The sequence below is a fragment of the Falsiroseomonas sp. genome, assembly GCF_051860665.1.
Lineage (GTDB): Bacteria > Pseudomonadota > Alphaproteobacteria > Acetobacterales > Acetobacteraceae > Falsiroseomonas.
Genome location: NZ_JBHYDM010000031.1, coordinates 1 through 17,417 on the forward strand (window position 1 = coordinate 1; position 17,417 = coordinate 17,417).

A 17,417-nucleotide genomic window follows, 5' to 3' on the forward strand; every position below is an offset into this window, starting at 1 on the left:
GACCATCTGCGACGCATGGGCAAAAGACTCGTCGCCTTTCACCATCAACCCGCACCACCTCATCCCGGGACCAAACAGTGCACTCGCCTTCGCTGTCACGCCCGGTCAGATGGGCGACATGCGTCCCGCCCACGGCCTACTCGCTGGCCTGCCACCACCGGACAAGCTGCTGGCCGACGCAGCGTACGACAGCAACGGCCTACGGGCCTTCTTGGTCGGGCGAGGTACCCAGCCGGTCATCCCCAACAACCCGACCCGCAAGCGGTTCCACTCGTTCGACCGCATCGCCTATCGGGCACGGAATGCCATCGAACGCACCTTCGGCCGACTGAAGGACTGGCGGCGCATCCACACCCGATACGACAAGCTCGCCAACAACTTCGCCTCCGCCGTCGCCATCGCCGCCGTGCTCATCTGCTGGTGCTGAATGAGTCTGGAGCCTAGAGCCGTTCCACCGGCAGCGAAGACGGCGAAGCGGCTCTGGCTTATTGCTTGAGCGCATTTTCCGAGTCGCCTTGCGAAGCCGCAAGGCTTGAAAATGCTCTAGCCGGGGATCGCCGCCATCGTCTTGGCGCGCCGGATCAGGAACAGCGTCCCGATCACGGCGACCAGCGACAGCAGCGTCGCCAGGCCGAAGACCGCGGTATAGCCAGCCGCATCGGCCAGCCGCCCGGCGATGAAGGACCCGGCCATGTAGACGATGAGCTGGGCGCAGGCGAGCACGGTGAAGTCCGTGCCCGGCTGCTCCGGCGAGGCCACCGCCATGAAGAGGCTGTAGAGCGCCACGATCTCCATGTAGCGGATCAGCGTCTGGAAGCCCGCCGCGCCGAACAGCGGCACGAAGCCCACCACCAGCCCCGCCGCATGCAGCGCGAAGAGCAGGAAGCACAGCGTGCGCGCATGGCCGAGCAGCGACAGGGTGAAGGACAGGCCACGCTTCTGCACCATCCAGGCGGCAATGCCCGTGCCCGCCAGGCCGGCGGTCACCGCCGAGAGGCCGGAGATATAGCCGATCCAGTCCAGCGGCACCCCGGCATCGACCAGGTAGGGGCCCTCCAGCGCCTTCACCAGCCCCTCGCTGGCCCGGTAGAGCAGCGCGATCCAGAGGATGGCCCGCGCCTCCCGCCGCCGCAGGAAGGCGCGCAGCGAGGGCAGGCTGCGCGATTCGAGCGGGCCCGGCGGCGGCTCCCGCATCGCGAAGGCCGCAGCCAGTGGCAGGGTGGAGATCGCGGCGATGGTCAGCAGCATCGCCGTCCAGCCGTAGTGATGATGCAGCACCAGCCCCAAGGTGCCGCCCACCACCACGCCGATGGCGATGGAACCGCCCTGGATCGCATTGCCGATGCCGCGATCCTCGACCGGCAGGTACTTTGCCGCATAGCCATCGGTCGCGATGTCCTGCGTCGAGACCAGCAGCGAGGTCATGAAGCCGATCGCGATGATGCTCCAGACATCGCGCGGCCCGACCAGGATCAGCGACAGGATGCAGAGGATGACGCCGATCTGCGTCAGCACCACCCATCCCGCCCGCTGCGCGCGGGCGAAGGGGCGCAGCCGGTCCACCAGCGGCGCCCAGAGGAATTTCAGCACCAGCGGCAGGAACAGCAGGCTGAGGTTCGACAGGTCGGTGCGGGAGACCCCCGCCTCCCGCATGATCGGCGGCAGGGCGGCCACCAGCAGGTAGCTCGGGATGGCCTGCGCCAGATACAGCGCGGCCAGCACCACGAAGAGCCGCATGCGGCCGATCCGGCCGGGCTCGGCGAGGGTCGCGCCGCTCATGCTCGCGGGTCCTGCAGCGGGCCCATGGTCAGAAGGTGATCCGGTAGCCGAGGGTCACGACGCGGCCCAGCGACTCCACCGGCAGGTTGCGCACGGCGCTGGCGGTGGGGTTCTGGTAGGCGGCGTCGAACAGGTTCTCCACGGCCAGGTAGCCCTGCCCGCCGCCGATCGGCGTCGCCGCGCTGAGGTTCATGGTGGCGCCCTGCGAGATCTTGTAGCGGGTGCCGCGGGTGTCGATGGTCTCGTTGCGGCCGCTGAAGGCCACGCCCTCCACCCGCATTACGGTGCCGCCCTCGAAGCTGTAGGTGCCGCTGAGCGCGCCGCGGATCGGGCTCGGGATGCGGTTGTTGGGCAGCGCCGCGTCCAGCTTGCCGTCGGCATTCGAATCGTAGCGCCCCTCGCGCCAGGTCAGCATGCCGCCCAGGCGGAAATTCGCCGTCAGCGCATAGTCCGCATGCGCCTCCACGCCATAGATCAGCTCCTTCTGCTGCGAGATGCGGTTGGTGCCGGGGTCGAAGGTGACGCCCTCATCCGAGGTGCTGGCGAAGCCGACCAGCCCCGCATTGAAGTCGGCGGAGCGGTGGCGGATGCCGAATTCGTAGCTGTCCACCAGCTGCGCCTCGGGCGCGATGGAGGCGTAGGAGACGCGGGTGCCGGCCGGCAGGCAGTTCGGCCGCGCGGTGGAGCAGGCATAGGTCAGCGAAAGCCCGGCGCGGCGGGTGAAGGACCCCACATCCGGCAAGGCAAAACCCTGGCTCCAGCCGCCATAGAGTTCCGCCGTCGGGCTCAGGCGGAAGCTGGCGCCGAGATTGGCGGTCAGCGCGTCATAGCTGAAGCTGCCGCCGGTGACGGACAGCGCGGGCAGCACATAGCCGACCGAGGGGCTGACGCCGTAATAGGCGGTGGGCCGGGTGAAATCCTCCACATCCAGGTCGAAGCGCTCATAGCGCAGGCCGCCGCGCAGCGTCAGGCGGTCCCCCACCGGGACCTGAAGCTGGCCGAAGGCGGCGGTGCTGGTCTGCTCCAGCGGCGAGAAGACCTGGCGGCCGTCGAGCAGTTCCTGCGAGGTGCGTTCCCGCCCCAGATCGCCGCCCCAGGTCAGCAGCAGCCCGTCCATCACACCGCTCAGCGGCGTGTCGACGGTGACATTGAGGCCGGAGCGCACGGAGTTCAGCGTGGTCTGGTTCGCCGGATCGGTCGGCGAGGACGGGTTGCCGGAATAGTAGACGACGCTGTTCGCCGGATAGGCGTAGCGCGAATAGCTGAAGCGCTTGTTGATGTCGTTGTGGAAGCCGGTCACCGAAAGCCGGCCGAGGGCGAAGTCCTGGTCCGTGTAGCGGGCGGAGACGGAGGCGCTGCGCTCATAGACCGACTCGCCGGTATAGGCCGTGCCGAAATCCGGGGCGGCGCGGGGGGCGGTATAGGTGGTGAGGTAGCTGGGGTCCTGCTCCAGGTTGATATAGGTGCCGCTCAGCTCGATGCGGCGCGCCGCGTCGATGTCATAGCCGATGCGGCCGGTGAAATTGCCGAAGCGCGTGCGGTCGCCGCCGCCCTGGCCGAGCAGCGCGTCAGACGGCATTTCCCGCCCCGCGCCGTCATAGGTGACATTGGTCTGCCGCCCCGTGGCGGTGAAGGCATAGTCGAAGCCGCCATCGGTGCGGCCGCTGGCGCCGAGCGAGAGCTGCGGCTGGATCGAACGGCCCGGATTGGCGGTGAAGGCGCGGACGGAGGCATCGGCCGTGAAGCGCACCCCCGGCTCCGTCCCGCGGCGGGTGATGAGGTTGATGGTGCCGCCGGTGGCGCCCGCGCCGTAGAGGGAGGAGCCGCCGGCCACCGTCTCGATCCGCTCGATGGCATTGAGGTCGATCAGCGCCAGGATGCGGGAGACGTCGCGCAGCGGCGTGTTCAGCGGCACGCCATCCAGCAGCACCAGCACGTCCCGCCCGCGGAAGGTCTCCGAGGCGCCCGAGATGGTCTCCGTGGTCTGGGAGAAGCCGGGGATCAGGCGGGAGATGGCGGCGGCGGGATTGTTGCCGAAGGCGAGCTGGCGCTCGATCTCCGCGCGGTCGATCACCTGCACCGTCTGCGGGATCTGCTCCACCGGGCGCGGCGCGCGGGTGGCGGTGACGGAAACCTCGCCCAGCAGCAGGGCGCCTTCCGCCTCGGAAGGGCCCTGGGCCTGGGCCGCGACCGGCAGGGCGGCGAGGCCGGCCAGGGCGAGCAGCGGGGAGAGGCGGGCGGGGCCGCGGCGGGGCGCAGACGACATGCGGGGATTCCTGATTGCTGCGGCTCTGATAATGCGAGTCATTATCAGTAACAATGCGACGCAAGGCCGCCCGGGACACCTGCCCCGCCCCTGTGGCACCAGGGACGCACCTGCCCCCGGGCTCCCCGGCCGGTCCCATCGCCGCTATCCTGTCCGGACAAGTCAACCCGCAGCGATGTCAGGACTCCCGGCCCCATGCGTGAACGCGACCGCCGAATCGCCATCGTCGGCGCCGGCCCCGTAGGGCTGGTGCTGGCCCTCAAGCTGGCGACCATGGGCCTGCCGAGCCTGGTGCTGGAGGCGGAAGAGGATATCTCGGAGGCGCTGCGGGCCTCCACCTTCCACCCCCCTTCCCTCGACATGCTGGACAGCCTGGGCGTGGCCACGCCGCTGATCGCGCAGGGGCTGGTGACGCCCACCTGGCAGATCCGCCGGCACGAGGATGGCGCGCGGGCGGTCTTCGACCTGTCCGTCCTGAAGGACGACACCGCCCACCCCTACCGCCTGCAGGCCGAGCAGTGGAAACTCTCCCGGATCATCCTGGCGAAGCTGGCGGCGGAGCATGCGGGGACGGTGGAGGTCCGCTTCGGCGCCAAGCTGGACACCGTGGTGCATGGGACGGACCATGTCGCGCTCTCCGGCACCGGCTTCGATACCTTCGAGGCGCCCTATGCCGTGGGCTGCGACGGCGCCCGCAGCGTCATCCGCCGCGCCATGGGGCTGGAATTCCCGGGCGATACCTATCCCGAGACCACCATCCTGGCGACCACGACCTTCCCCTTCCACGAGGTCTTCGAGGGGCTGTCCAACGTCAACTACTTCTGGACGCAGCACGCGGCCTTCTCCGGCACCTTCTCCCTGCTCCGCGTGCCCGGAAAGTGGCGCGCGAGCCTCTACCCCGCCCCGGGCGAGACCATCGAGCAGGCGCTGGAGCCCGCCGCCATCGAGCGCAAGCTGCAGGCGATCCATCCGAAGTCCACGCCCTATGAGGTGCCGGACCTGCGGCCCTACCGGATCCATCAGCGCATCGTCGAAACCTACCGCATCGGCCGGCTGCTGCTGGCCGGCGATTCGGCGCATCTGAACTCGCCCTCCGGCGGCATGGGCATGAATGGCGGCATCCAGGATGCGATGGAACTGGCCGAGACCCTGGCGCCGGTCTGGCGCGGGGAGGCCGAGGACAGCCTGCTCGACCGCTACACCCGCCGGCGCCAGCCGATCGCGGCGCAGGAGATCATCGCCCAGGCCGACCGCAACCGTGCCCGGATGCGGGAGACGGATCCGGCGAAGCGGGCCGAACTGCTCGCCAATCTGCAGGCCACGGCGGCGGATCCGGTGAAGGCGCGGGAGCATCTGCTGCGCTCCTCCATGATCTCCGGCCTGCGGGCGGCCAGCCGGATCATGTGAGGATTCGTCCCCTTCACCCAACTGACATAAAACTGTAAAATCCCCGCAACGCAGGCCGTCTAGAGCCCGCCGTCACCTTCACGGGGAGAGATCTGCCCATGTTCCGCCGCACCCTCATGGCGGGCGCCGTTGCGCTCGCTGGCCTGATCGGCCCTGCCCAGGCACAAGCGCCGACCGAGATCCAGTTCTGGCACGGCCTCTCGCAGCCCCTCGGCGGGCTGCTGGAGCGGCTGGTCTCCGACTTCAACGGCAGCCAGACCCAGTACCGCATCGTGCCGACCTTCCGCGGCAGCTATCCGGAGACGATGGTCGCCGCCATCGCCGCCTTCCGCGCCGGCCAGGCGCCGCATCTGGTGCAGATGTTCGAAGTCGGCACCGGCACCATGATCAATGCCGGCCGCGCCATCATCCCGACGCATGAGCTGCTGACGCAGACCAGCGTCAACATCAACTTCGACGACTTCCTGCCCGGCGTGCGCGGCTACTACGCCGCCGCCGATGGCCGGCAGATGGCGATGCCCTTCAACAGCAGCACGGCCATCGTCTACTATAACAAGGACGCCTTCCGCCGCGCCAACCTGAACCCCGACCAGTTCCCGACCACCTGGGAAGGCGTGGGCCAGGCGCTGGCCGCGCTCAAGGCCTCCGGCCATGCCTGCCCGATGTCGACCGCCTGGCCGACCTGGCTGCACCTGGAGCAGTTCAGCGCCATCCACAACATCCCCCTCGCCACCCAGGGCAACGGCTTTGGCGGCGCCAATGCGGAGCTGCGGGTGAACAACCCGCTGGTGCTGCGCCACCTGACCAACCTGGTGAACTGGCAGAAGGACGGCATGTTCCGCTGGGGCGGCCGCGACAATGCCGGCGAGGCGCTGTTCCCGAACGGCGAATGCGCAATCATGATGACCTCCTCCGGCTTCCGCGCCCGGGTGCAGCGGGAGGCGCGCTTCGACTGGGGCGTGGCCATGCTGCCCACCTATGAGGGCACGCAGCCGGCCAATGCCATCATCGGTGGCGCCAGCCTCTGGGTGATGAACCGCGGCCCCAATGCGCAGCGCAGCGCGGCGGAACTGCGCGGCATCGCCGAGTTCTTCGCCTTCACCGCCCGCCCGGATGTGGCCGGCAAGTGGCACATGGACACCGGCTACCTGCCGATCACCCGCAGCGGCTTCGAATCCGCCCGCGCCAGCGGCTTCTACACCCAGCCCGCCAATATCGGCGCCGAGGTGCCGATTGAGCAGATGCTGCGCGGCGCGAGCTCCGAGAATACCCGCGGCATCCGCCTTGGCGGCTTCGTCGAGATCCGCGTCATCATGCAGGAGGAGATGGAGAAGGCGCTGCAGGGCCAGCAGACGCCTGAACAGGCGCTGACGGCCATGACGACGCGCGGCAATGCGGTGCTGCGCAACTTCGAGCGTGCGAATCGCGGCGGCTGATGCCAAAGCGGTAGGATGACCCGGGGGGTGGGCCGCGTGCCCACCCCTTTGGCATTTGATGGGGGACCAAGGGTTGCGGAAGAAGGTCATCTTCAAGGGCGTCGCCTTGCCCTGGCTGCTGCTGCTGCCGCAGCTCCTCATCACCGGCGTCTTCTTCTTCTGGCCGGCGGGCCAGGCCATCTACGGCTCCTTCCTGCGGGAGGATGCCTTCGGCCTGTCGCGCGAATTCGTGGGCCTCGAGAACTTCGCGGATGTGCTGGCGGATCCGAACTACCTGGCCTCCGGCTGGACCACGGTGATCTTCTCCTCCTCCGTCGCCTTCCTGGCGCTCGGCGCGGCGCTGTATCTGGCCGTGCAGGCGGACAAGGCGATCCGCGGCGCCAATGCCTACAAGACCATGCTGATCTGGCCCTATGCGGTGGCGCCGGCGATTGCCGCGGTGCTGTGGCTGTTCATGTTCCACCCGCAGATCGGGCTTTTCGGCCGCATGCTGAACGGCCTCGGCCTGCCCTGGGACTACAAGCTGAACGGCGACCAGGCGCTGCTGCTGGTGATCCTGGCGGCCGCCTGGAAGCAGGTCTCCTACAACTTCATCTTCTTCATGGCAGGCCTCCAGTCGATCCCGAAATCGGTGCTGGAGGCGGCGGCGATCGACGGCGCGCGGCCGATGCGCCGCTTCTGGACCATCATCTTTCCCCTGCTGGCCCCGACCTCGTTCTTCCTGCTGGTGGTCAACATCGTCTACGCCTTCTTCGACACCTTCGGCACGATCCACGCGCTGACTGGCGGCGGCCCAGGACAGGCGACGACGACGCTGATCTACAAGGTGTACGTGGACGGCGTGCAGAACCTGAACTTCGGCTCCTCCGCCGCGCAGAGCGTGATCCTGATGGTGATCGTCATCCTGCTGACCGCAGTTCAGTTCCGCTTCATCGAGCGGAAGGTGCATTACTGATGTCCGCCACCATGGACCTCGAGGCGGACCGCCTCGCCCGCGCCACGCTGCGCCGCAATGCGCGCAACCGCTGGATCGCCTATGTCACGCTGACCCTCGGCGTGCTGATCTTCGCCTTCCCGATCTGGCTGACGCTGGTGGGCTCGACGCATGATGCCTCGACCATCGGCCGCGGCGACGTGCCGCTGTGGTTCGGCAATCTCGGCATTTCCAACTACGTCTCCGCCTGGATGACGGGCGGCGAGGCCACGCGCACCACGCGCTCCGTCCCCGCCTGGGTGATGCTGTGGAACAGCCTGAACATGGCGGTGCTGATCGCGGTGGGGAAGATCGCGATCTCCCTGCTCTCGGCCTATGCCGTGGTCTTCTTCAGCTTCCCCGGCCGCATGATCGCCTTCTGGCTGATCTTCATTACGCTCATGCTCCCTGTGGAGGTCCGCATCATCCCGACCTTCGAGGTCATGGTGAATCTCGGCCTCATCAACACCATGACCGGGCTGGTGGTGCCGCTGATCGCGAGCGCCACCGCGACGCTGCTGTTCCGCCAGTTCTTCCTGACCATCCCGGACGAATACGTGGAAGCCGCGAAGATCGACGGCGCCGGGCCGCTGCGCTTCTTCAAGGATGTCGTGCTGCCGCTGTCGGTCACCAATATCGCGGCGCTCTTCGTCATCCTGTTCATCTATGGCTGGAACCAGTACCTCTGGCCGCTGCTCATCGTCTCCGACCGTGATCTGGAAACCGTAGTCGTCGGCATGACCAAGATGATCGGCAATGGCGACGCGCAGAATGAATGGAACATCATCATGGCCACCGCCGTGCTCGCCATGCTGCCGCCCGTGGCAGTGGTGGTGTTCATGCAGCGCTGGTTCGTGAAGGGCCTGACGGAGACAGAGAAGTAAGATGGCCACGCTCACCCTGAACTCCGTGAAGAAGCAGTTCGGCGCCACCCAGGTGCTGCATGGCATCGACCTCGAGGTCGCCGATGGCGAGATGATCGTCGTGGTCGGCGCCTCGGGCTGCGGCAAGTCGACGCTGCTGCGCATCGTGGCCGGGCTGGAAACCGCCTCCTCGGGCGAGGTGCGCATCGATGGCCGCGACGTCACGGCGCTGGAACCGGCGGATCGCGACATCGCTATGGTCTTCCAGAACTACGCGCTCTACCCCCACATGTCGGTCTTCGAGAACATGGCCTATGGCCTGAAGATCCGCGGCATGAGCACGGCCGAGATCAAGCGCCGGGTGGATGAGGCGGCACAGATGCTCGAGATCGGGCCGCTGCTGGACCGCAAGCCGCGCCAGCTCTCGGGCGGCCAGCGCCAGCGCGTCGCCATGGGCCGCGCCGTGGTGCGCGAGCCGAAGCTGTTCCTGTTCGACGAGCCGCTGTCCAACCTCGACGCCAAGCTGCGCGTGCAGATGCGCGCCGAGATCCGCCGCCTGCAGAAGCGCCTCGGCGTCACATCCCTCTTCGTCACGCATGACCAGGTGGAGGCGATGACGCTGGGCGACCGGCTGGTGGTGATGCACCAGGGCCGCGCCGCGCAGGTCGCCTCCCCCATGGAGGTCTGGGGCCGGCCGGCGGATACCTATGTGGCCAGCTTCATCGGCTCCCCGGCGATGAATTTCATGGCCGCCACGCTGGAGCCGGGCGGCGGCGCGGCCGCGCTGAAGGCCGGGCTCACCATCGGCTTCCCCGAAGGGCCCCGCGCCGGGCAGGCCGGCATGCCGCTCACCCTCGGCATCCGCCCCGAACACATCCAGCTCGGCCAGGGCGGCCTCGACCTGGCGGTGGATCTGGTGGAGCCGCTGGGCTCCGAGACCGTGATCCACGGCACCGTCCGGGGTGGGGAGGTGCTGACCGCACGCCTGCCGATCCCGGCCAGCGATATCGGCAGCGTGCTGCCCGTGATCCTGCCCTGGGACGCCTTCCACGTCTTCGACGGCGCCACCGGCCGGCGCATCGACCCGGCCTGAGGCCCTGACGGGCCGCAGCCTTGCTCGTCAGTGCGGCCGGGCGCGGCTTCCGGATGCCGGGCCCGCGGGCGCCCCAGGCACCGCAAATCGGTGGGCGCCGAGGTAGGCGGCAATGGCCTCTGCCGCCTCGTCGCCGGCCTCGGCCTGCCGTTCCAGCGCCACCTTCCCCTCCGCCAGTTCGCGGCGCATCGGGGCGATCTGGTCGAGCGCCCGGCGCATCCCTGCCTCGTCGTCCGCAAGGACGGCATCCGCCATGTCGCGCGACCAGCGATGGAAGACCTCGGCACGGGGGCGCGCCGCCGCGAGGCCGCGGGCAAGCGACAGAAGCGGGGCGACGACCTCACGCGGAAAGATCAGCAGCATCCGGATCTGCGTCGCGTGGTGGGCTTCCATGAGGCGCTCCATCGTCTCCAGCGCCTTCCCGACATCCCTCAGGACCGGGTTGATCCGGTCGCGCAGGGCCTGCACCTCCATGACCGAGACGGGTCCGTCCCGCAAATGCAGCTGGAGCCAGGGCTCGGCCAGGCCGAGTGCTTCGTCGATGAGCTCGACCATCCCCTCCGCCTGCGTCAGCAGCTGCTGCCCGCCGGCGATGAGGGACGTCGCTGCCTCGATCTGCGAGGTGAAGACCACGGCCCGATAGGCCTGGTCCCGCCCCTCATGGGAGAAATAGGACGATGCCACGGCGGCCAGCGCGGAGACCGCCGCGCTGACCACGGCCAGGACCGTCATCAGCCGATCGATCGACCAGCCCCCGGCCCATTTCGCCGGCGCCTGGGCGGTCGCCGCCCCCCTCTCCGCAACCCTCTCCTCCGCCACCGTCGCGCTCGATTCCAGGATCTGATTTCACGACGATAGCCAAACGAAAGCGGCGCCGTCATCGCATCCCGCGGGTCGCTTTCCCGATTTCCCTCAGGAAGAGGCATGCGTTAGGAACAGGGCGCAGAGGAGCCTCAGCAGATGGATGCGGACCCGTCCGACGCCCCCCTCCCCCCGAGCCCGGAGGCGATCCGTGCCCGCGGCGACGCGTTGCGCGATGCGCGGGACTGGGCGGGGGCCGAGGCCGCCTATCGGGAATACCTGGCCGAGCGACCGCGCCACTGGCAGATCCATGTCCAGCTTGGCCATACCCGCAAGGAGCAGGGCGACCCCGAAGGCGCGCTGCCGCATTACCGGCACGCCGCCATGCTGGCGCCCGACGATCCGGACCCGGTGCTGCAGGCCGGCCATGTGCTGCGCAACCTGGGCCGGGGGCGGGAGGCGGCGGAGGCCCTGGCCCGCGCCCTGGCGCTGGCGCCGGGCAGCGCCGACCTGCGCCATATCGTCGCCCTGCTGCGCCACCGCACGGAGCCCCCGCCCGAGGACCCCTACCAGGCGCCACCGCCCCGCCCGACCGGCCCGCCGACCCAGCTCGCCTTCGATGTCACGGACCTGCTGGACTATCTGCGCGCCGCCCGCACGCCCACCGGCATCCAGCGCGTCCAGATGGGCATCCTCGGCGCCCTGCTGGCCAGCCCGCAGCGGCCGGCCAATGTCATCCTGGTGGCCTTCGATGGCGGCACCTGGCGCTGGTGGCATGTCGAGGAGGCCGGCTTCCGCCGCGTTCTCGCCCTGGCCCGCATCGGTGGGCGGGACGATGATCCCGCCTGGCGCGCCGCCACCGCGGCCCTGGTCGCCCCCGATGCGCGGCCGGATGCCCCGATCGTCGCCGGCTGCACCCTCTGCTCCCTCGGCAATGCCTGGGGCGTCCAGGAGTATTTCCGGGGATTGCGCCGGCTGCGCGCCACGACGCCGATTCGCTACGTCGCCTTCGTGCATGACTGCGTGCCGCTCGCCATGCCGGAGCATTGCCTGGACCTGACGGTGCGCCTCTATGCCCGCTGGTTCGCCGCGCTGTCGCTGCATGCGGATGGCATCCTGGCCAATTCGCGGGCCACCATCGCCGACCATGCCCGCTTCGCCGCGCCGCTCGGCCCGGTCGCGCCCGCGGGCCTGATCCGCCTCGCCGCCGAGGCCGGCGCCTCCCCCGTCGCCGCCGCCCAGGCCGCCGAGGCCCTGCGCACCCCCCGCCCCGGCGAGGACTTCGTCCTGTTCGTCGCGACGCTGGAGTCGCGAAAGAACCACCTGATGGTGTTCCAGGCCTGGCTCTCGCTGATCCGCCGGCTGGGCGCGGATCGCGTGCCGCGGCTGGTCTGCGTCGGCCGCCCGGGCTGGCGGGCGGAGGCGGCGCTGGCGCTGCTGGAGGGCTCGCCCGACCTGAGGCGCAAGGTCACGGTGCAATCGGGCGTCTCCGACCTGGCGCTCGCCGGCCTCTACGGGCGCTGCCTGTTTACCGTCTACAACTCCTTCCACGAGGGCTGGGGCCTGCCGGTCAGCGAGAGCCTGGCCGCCGGCAAGCTCGCCGTGATCCCCGCCCATTCCGGACTGCTGGAGGCCGGCGCCCCCGGCGCGGTCTTCTTCGCCCCCCAGGATGAGCCGGACCTCGTCGCCAAGCTGGAGATGATGCTGACCGACCCGGCCCAGCGTGCGGCGCTGGAATCCCGCATCGACCGCGGCGCCGCCCGGCGCGACTGGCCCGATGCGGCACGGGAGGTGCTGGAAGCCCTCGCGGATCCCGCCGACCCGCCGGATCTGCCGCAGCTGCTCCCCCTGGGGCGGCACCTGCCGATGGGCTGGCGCGGCGATGGCCTGCCCTCCCGCGCCATGGCCTGGGCGGAACGGGTGCGGGAGGGCCTGGCCTGGTGGTGGCAGGAGGATTGGGGCGTCTGGATGCGCGACGGCATCGCCACCCTCGCCTTGCCCATGGACCAGCCGGAAGGCACGCCGATGCGCCTGGTGCTGGAGCTGCGCGCGCCGCCCCGGCCGCTCGCGCTGCGTCTGCGCGGCCGCGGCCGCCGCGCGGAACCCTGGCGCGGCCTCACCCTGCAGCCCGGCGAGACCATCCGCTGCGTGCTGCAGGCGGAGGCCGGCGCCGGCGGGCTTGCGGTGGATTTCGACAATGGCGACGGCGTGCCGCTGGGTGACCGCTTTCACCGCGTGGTGGGCGCCGGCCTCATCAGGCTGATGCTGTGCCGGGAGGATGACCTGGCGGCGCGTCTCGGCGCGCTGGAACGCGCGGAGGGCTGAGCCCGGCCGGCCGGCCGTTGCGCCTCCGGGTGCGGCTGCGCCGCGCATGGCCTATCCTATGATGCGACTCGGCGCAAAACGCATCACGCTGCTCGATTCTTTGCCCGGTGAAAGGGGCCTGGTTCCATCACCCGCAACCCGCCGTCCGGAGCAGACCGCCCCGCCGCCCCGCGCCGCGCGGCCCTTCTGGCTGGCCTGGTCGCGTCCGGCCTGGCCTGGGGCGCGGCTGCGTGGTTCGTGCAGGACCGCTCGGCCGAGGCGGGCCGGTCGGCCCTCGCGGTGGCGGAAGGCGCCGTCCAGGCGGCGCGGCGGCAGCTGGCGCTGCCGCTGGATGCGACCCTCGACCTGCTCGCGGCGCTGGAGTCGCGCGGCGGCGCCCCGGCGGGAACCCTGCCCGGCAGGCTCGCGGCGCGGCTGGGGCGGGATGGGCTGCAATTCGCGGCGCTGACCGATGCCGCCGGCCGCATCACCTGGTCCAGCCATGCCCCGCTGGTCGGGCGCTCGCTGGCGGAGCGGGAGGCCTTCATCCGGCATCGCGCGGGGCGGGCGGAGATGCTGCTGACCCCTGCCCTGCTGGACCTGCCCGGCGGGCCGCGCAGCCTGCTGGCCAGCCAGGCCCTGGCCGATGCGCGCGGCGGCTTTGCCGGCATGGCGGTGGTGGCGCTGGATCCGCGCCGGCTGGATGCCGCGCTCGGCGATGCCGCGCTGCTGCCCGGCCTGCGGCTGGCCCTGCTGCGGCCGGACGGCATGCCGCTGGCCAGCGCCGGGGCCACGACGCGCGTCGCCAGCTGGCCCGCACCGCCCGCGGCGCCGCTGCTGCGCCCGGCCGGGGAAGGGCTGCCGCCGCTCGCCCTGGCCGCGGCGCCGGTGGTGGCGGAGCTGGTTCTGCTGGCGGCCTATGACCCGCGCCCGCAGACGCGCCTGGCGGCCGAGGCCGGCTGGCTCGCCCTGCTCGGCGCCTTCCTCGCCAGCCTTCTGGCGCTCGGCCTGCCTCTGCTGCGGCGCCCCCTCGCCGCCCCGCCCGCCGCGCAACCGCTGGAGGAGGCGCTGCCCGCCGTCGGCTATCGCGGCTTCATCGATCCGGGCGGCGCCCTGCACCTGACCGAGATCGGGGCCGGTGTCGAGCGGCTGACCGGCTGGACGCCGGAGGCGGCGCTGCGCCCGGGCTGGCGGCTGCGCGGCATCGATGCCGCCAGCCTGCCGCTCGGCCCGGTGATCGAGGACCGGCTGCGGCGCGAGCCCTCTGCCGCCGCCGAATTCCGCTTCCGCCGCGCCGATGGCGCCTGGATGTGGCTGCGCGAGACGCTGCGCGCCACCGCCCGCACGCCGGAGGGCATCGAGGTGGCGGGCGCGCTGGAGGATATCTCGGCCGAACGCGAACTGGCCCTGCAGGCGGCCACCGCGGCGAAATTCGCCACGCTGGGGGAGATGGCGGCGGGGCTGGCGCATGAGCTGAACCAGCCCATCGCCATCATGTCCCTGGCCGCCGAGAATGCGGCGGAGGCGCTGGAGGAAGGCGAGGAAGGCGTGGCGGAGGCGGTTGTCCGGCTGCGCCGCATCATGGCGCAGGCGGACCGCGCCAAGGCCATCGTCACCCAGCTGCGCGCCTTCTCCCGCGTCGATGTCTCGGCGCTGGAGCCGGTGGATCTGGGCGCCGCGGTGCAGGGAATGATGGTGCTGGCCGGCCAGGCGCTGCGCGATGCCGGCATCCAGGTGCAGCTGCGCCTGCCCGATGTGCTGCCCCCCGTGGTCGGCCAGATCATCCTGGTGGAGCAGGTGCTGCTGAACCTGGTGCTGAATGCGCGCGACGCGCTGCTGGAACGGCCGCCGGAACGCCGCCGCCTGCGCATCGAGGCCGAGGCCGGGCGGGCCGACAGCGATGTGGTGACGCTGCGCGTGACGGATACCGGCCCGGGCCTGGCGCCGGAGGTGCTGGAGAAGCTCTTCGAACCCTTCTACACCACCAAGCCGCCGGGACTCGGCACCGGGCTCGGCCTGTCCATTTCCCGCACCATCATGCGCGGGCTCGGCGGGCGGATCCTGGCCGCGAATGCGCCGGAGGAGAGCGAGATGGGTGCGGAATTCACCCTGGTCTTCCGCCGCGCCACGCCCGGCGGGCATCCCGGGCCGGACCCCCGCGCCGCCGCACCGGCGCCCCGCTGGCCAGCGGCGATCTGAGGCTCAGGCGGCGCAGAGCCGGCCGAGCATGGCCGTGAGCTCGCTGGGGTCATAGGGCTTGGCCAGCACCATGGCATTCTGATGCCCGGGCGGCAGGCCGGAGGCGCCGTAGCCGGTGGCGATGACATAGGGAATGCCGCGGGCGGCCAGCAGATCCGCCACGGGGGTCGAGGTCTCCCCGGCCAGGTTGAGGTCCAGCACCACCGCATCCGGGCGCACGCCGTCCAGGAACTGCAGGGCCTCCTCCACCGTCGCCGCCGGCCCGATCACCTGGAAACCGGCATCCAGCAGCGCGTCCTCCACGAGCATGGCGACCAGGGCCTCATCCTCCACCACGAGGACCTTCCTGATGACTCCCGACATAGCCAACTCCGTCCGCGATGGATTGCGTACACCGAACGCCAGCGGTGCATGAATGTTCCAGCTTGCACACGCAACCATGCGAGCGCGGATCGGCAAGCGCTATTTCTCCGGGAGAGGCCCCGGGACGATCAATTGCCCGCCAGCAGGGGATGCGCGACCCAGGCGGCGGCCTGCCGGGGTGGCCGCCCCGGGCCGCGCCGCCCCGGCAGCAGGCGCACCGGCAGCAGGCGCACCGGCCGCAGCCGATAGGCCGCCCCCTCATAGGCGATCAGCCGCCGCAACGGCGCGCCGGCCAGCCGCAGCACGAGGCCCGGCACGAGGTGATGGCGGGCGCGCCGCAGCGTGGGATAGGGCGCGCCGCGCAATCCGACCCGGCGCCAGCCCCGCAGCACCGCCGGCCGCGCCGCCCCCTGCGCGAAACGCCGGCCGGAGCGTCGCCACAGCACAGCGGGGTCCAGCAGGGTGCCATAGAGGAAGACCTCCAGCCCGCCCCGCCGGATGGCCTGCTCAATGGCCGGCGTTGGCACCCGAGAAATCCGGCACCGGCAGGCCGGAGGCCTGCAGCTGGCGGGCGATATCGGCCTTCAGCCGGTCGAGCCCGGCCTCGGAGGAGGCCTCGGCGCGGGCCACCAGCACCGCCTGGGTATTGGAGGCGCGCAGCAGCCACCAGCCATCCTCGGTCAGCACGCGCACGCCGTCCACGTCCTGGACCCTGGCGCCCTCGGCGGCCAGGCGCTGCTTCACCTCCGTGATGACGCCGAACTTGCGGGTATCGGCGCAGTCGAAGCGCAGCTCCGGCGTATTGATCACCTGCGGCAGGGCCGCGCGCATCGCACCCAGCGTCTCCGTGCTGCGGGCAATGATTCCGAGCAGGCGGACGGCGGAATAGGGCGCGTCGTCGAAGCCGTACCACTTGTCGGCGAAGAAGATATGGCCGGACATCTCGCCGGCCAGCGGGCTGCCGGTCTCCGCCATCTTGGACTTGATCAGGCTGTGGCCGGTCTTCCACATCAGCGGCGTGCCGCCGGCCTTGGCGATCTCGTCGAAGAGCACCTGGCTGGCCTTGACGTCGGCGATGATGACGCCGCCGGGCTTGGACTTCAGGACATCGCGCGCCAGCACCACCAGCAGCTGGTCGCCGAAAAGGATATGGCCCTCGCCATCGACCACGCCGATGCGGTCGGCGTCGCCGTCGAAGGCGATGCCGAGGTCGGCGCCCTGCTTGGCGACCTCGGCGATGATCTGCTCGAGGTTCTTGGCCACCGTCGGATCCGGGTGATGCGCCGGGAAGGTGCCGTCGATCGAGCCGTTGATGATGTAGTGGGTGCCCGGCAGCTGCGCCGTCAGCAGCTTGACGATCTCGGCGCCGGAGCCATTGCCCGGATCCCAGACCACCTTCAGCGGCCGGTCGCCGCCGTCCCAGTCCTGCATCATGCGGGCGACATAGCGTTCGGAGACGTCCACATGCTCGTCGCTGCCCACCGCACTGGGCACCACGTCGCCTTCCGCCGCCATGCGGCCGATTTCCTGGATCTGCGCGCCGTAGAAGGGCTTGCCGCCCAGCATCATCTTGAAGCCGTTGTAGTCCGGCGGGTTGTGGCTGCCGGTGACCATGATCGCGCCATCCGCCTTCAGGGCATAGGAGGCGAAATACAGCATCGGCGTCGGCCCGCAGCCGATCTTGGCCACCTGCAACCCGCAGGCGCGCAGCCCCGCGACCAGCTGCGCCTCCAGCTCCGGCGAGGAGAGGCGACCATCATAGCCCACCGCGACCTTGGTGCCGCCGGCGCGGGAGACCATGGAGCCGAAGCAGCGGCCGATGGCGAAGGCGTCCTCCGGATGCAGGGTCTGCCCGACGATGCCGCGGATGTCGTATTCGCGCAGGGAGGTCGGGTCGAAACGGTGGTTGAAGGCGGTCATCGGCGGCGGGTCT

General features: G+C 70.5%; 14 protein-coding genes. 8 read left to right on the top strand and 6 right to left on the bottom strand.

Going from position 1 to position 17,417, the window contains the following annotated elements; genetic code table 11:
• Window positions 1–427: IS5 family transposase (locus ACTIF1_RS21945; RefSeq protein WP_439598585.1), on the top strand; the 427-nt coding region annotated here is incomplete at its 5' end.
• A gap of 116 nt (window positions 428–543) precedes the next feature.
• Here the strand turns inward: ACTIF1_RS21945 and ACTIF1_RS21950 are convergent.
• Together ACTIF1_RS21950 and ACTIF1_RS21955 are read right to left on the bottom strand one after the other, a co-directional pair.
• Entirely contained in the window at window positions 544–1,779 is a 1,236-nt protein-coding gene (locus tag ACTIF1_RS21950; RefSeq protein WP_439598586.1) for a RhtX/FptX family siderophore transporter, read from the bottom strand.
• Window positions 1,780–1,807: 28 nt separating this feature from the next.
• Window positions 1,808–4,045: a TonB-dependent receptor gene (locus ACTIF1_RS21955; RefSeq protein ID WP_439598587.1), complete on the bottom strand. Its 2,238-nt coding sequence runs from the start codon at window positions 4,043–4,045 to the stop codon at window positions 1,808–1,810.
• Between the two features lie 195 nt (window positions 4,046–4,240).
• Here ACTIF1_RS21955 and ACTIF1_RS21960 point away from each other — a divergent pair, with 195 nt between their 5' ends.
• The 5 genes from ACTIF1_RS21960 (at window position 4,241) to ugpC (ending at window position 9,817) form a co-directional block, all read left to right on the top strand.
• Window positions 4,241–5,452, top strand: a complete 1,212-nt coding sequence (locus ACTIF1_RS21960; RefSeq protein WP_439598588.1) for an FAD-dependent oxidoreductase — start codon at window positions 4,241–4,243, stop codon at window positions 5,450–5,452.
• A 98-nt stretch (window positions 5,453–5,550) separates the two neighbouring features.
• A complete protein-coding gene (gene ugpB, locus ACTIF1_RS21965) occupies window positions 5,551–6,888 on the top strand; it encodes a sn-glycerol-3-phosphate ABC transporter substrate-binding protein UgpB (RefSeq protein WP_439598589.1) in 1,338 nt (445 codons plus the stop codon).
• A gap of 73 nt (window positions 6,889–6,961) precedes the next feature.
• Complete coding sequence (gene ugpA, locus ACTIF1_RS21970; RefSeq protein WP_439598590.1) at window positions 6,962–7,843, top strand: sn-glycerol-3-phosphate ABC transporter permease UgpA; 882 nt, start codon at window positions 6,962–6,964, stop codon at window positions 7,841–7,843.
• Entirely contained in the window at window positions 7,843–8,745 is a 903-nt protein-coding gene (gene ugpE / locus ACTIF1_RS21975) for a sn-glycerol-3-phosphate ABC transporter permease UgpE (RefSeq protein ID WP_439598591.1), read from the top strand. The genes ugpA and ugpE overlap by 1 nt, the downstream gene beginning before the upstream one ends.
• A 1-nt stretch (window position 8,746) precedes the next feature.
• Window positions 8,747–9,817 carry a sn-glycerol-3-phosphate ABC transporter ATP-binding protein UgpC gene (gene ugpC, locus ACTIF1_RS21980; RefSeq protein ID WP_439598592.1) on the top strand — a complete coding sequence of 357 codons (1,071 nt, stop codon included), beginning with the start codon at window positions 8,747–8,749 and terminating at the stop codon, window positions 9,815–9,817.
• A 27-nt stretch (window positions 9,818–9,844) separates the two neighbouring features.
• On the opposite strand, the gene ACTIF1_RS21985 is transcribed toward ugpC, so the two are convergent.
• Complete coding sequence (locus ACTIF1_RS21985; protein ID WP_439598593.1) at window positions 9,845–10,549, bottom strand: hypothetical protein; 705 nt, start codon at window positions 10,547–10,549, stop codon at window positions 9,845–9,847.
• A gap of 228 nt (window positions 10,550–10,777) precedes the next feature.
• Between ACTIF1_RS21985 and ACTIF1_RS21990 the strand changes: the two genes are divergently transcribed.
• Window positions 10,778–12,943 carry a glycosyltransferase gene (locus tag ACTIF1_RS21990; protein WP_439598594.1) on the top strand — a complete coding sequence of 722 codons (2,166 nt, stop codon included), beginning with the start codon at window positions 10,778–10,780 and terminating at the stop codon, window positions 12,941–12,943.
• A 237-nt stretch (window positions 12,944–13,180) separates the two neighbouring features.
• The gene (locus ACTIF1_RS21995) at window positions 13,181–15,121 is read left to right on the top strand and encodes an ATP-binding protein (RefSeq protein WP_439598595.1); all 1,941 of its coding nucleotides are present in this window, start codon (window positions 13,181–13,183) and stop codon (window positions 15,119–15,121) included.
• A gap of 3 nt (window positions 15,122–15,124) precedes the next feature.
• Here the strand turns inward: ACTIF1_RS21995 and ACTIF1_RS22000 are convergent, their stop codons facing one another.
• The 3 genes from ACTIF1_RS22000 to pgmG form a co-directional block, all read right to left on the bottom strand.
• On the bottom strand, window positions 15,125–15,484 hold the full coding sequence (locus ACTIF1_RS22000; protein ID WP_439598596.1) for a response regulator: 360 nt from the start codon (window positions 15,482–15,484) through the stop codon (window positions 15,125–15,127).
• Between the two features lie 128 nt (window positions 15,485–15,612).
• Window positions 15,613–16,011, bottom strand: coding sequence for a gamma-glutamylcyclotransferase family protein (locus ACTIF1_RS22005; protein ID WP_439598597.1), 399 nt, complete (start codon window positions 16,009–16,011; stop codon window positions 15,613–15,615).
• A complete protein-coding gene (pgmG, locus tag ACTIF1_RS22010; protein ID WP_439598598.1) occupies window positions 15,992–17,404 on the bottom strand; it encodes a phosphoglucomutase/phosphomannomutase PgmG in 1,413 nt (470 codons plus the stop codon). Before pgmG ends, ACTIF1_RS22005 begins: the two co-directional genes overlap by 20 nt.
• Between the last annotated feature and the right edge of the window lie 13 nt (window positions 17,405–17,417).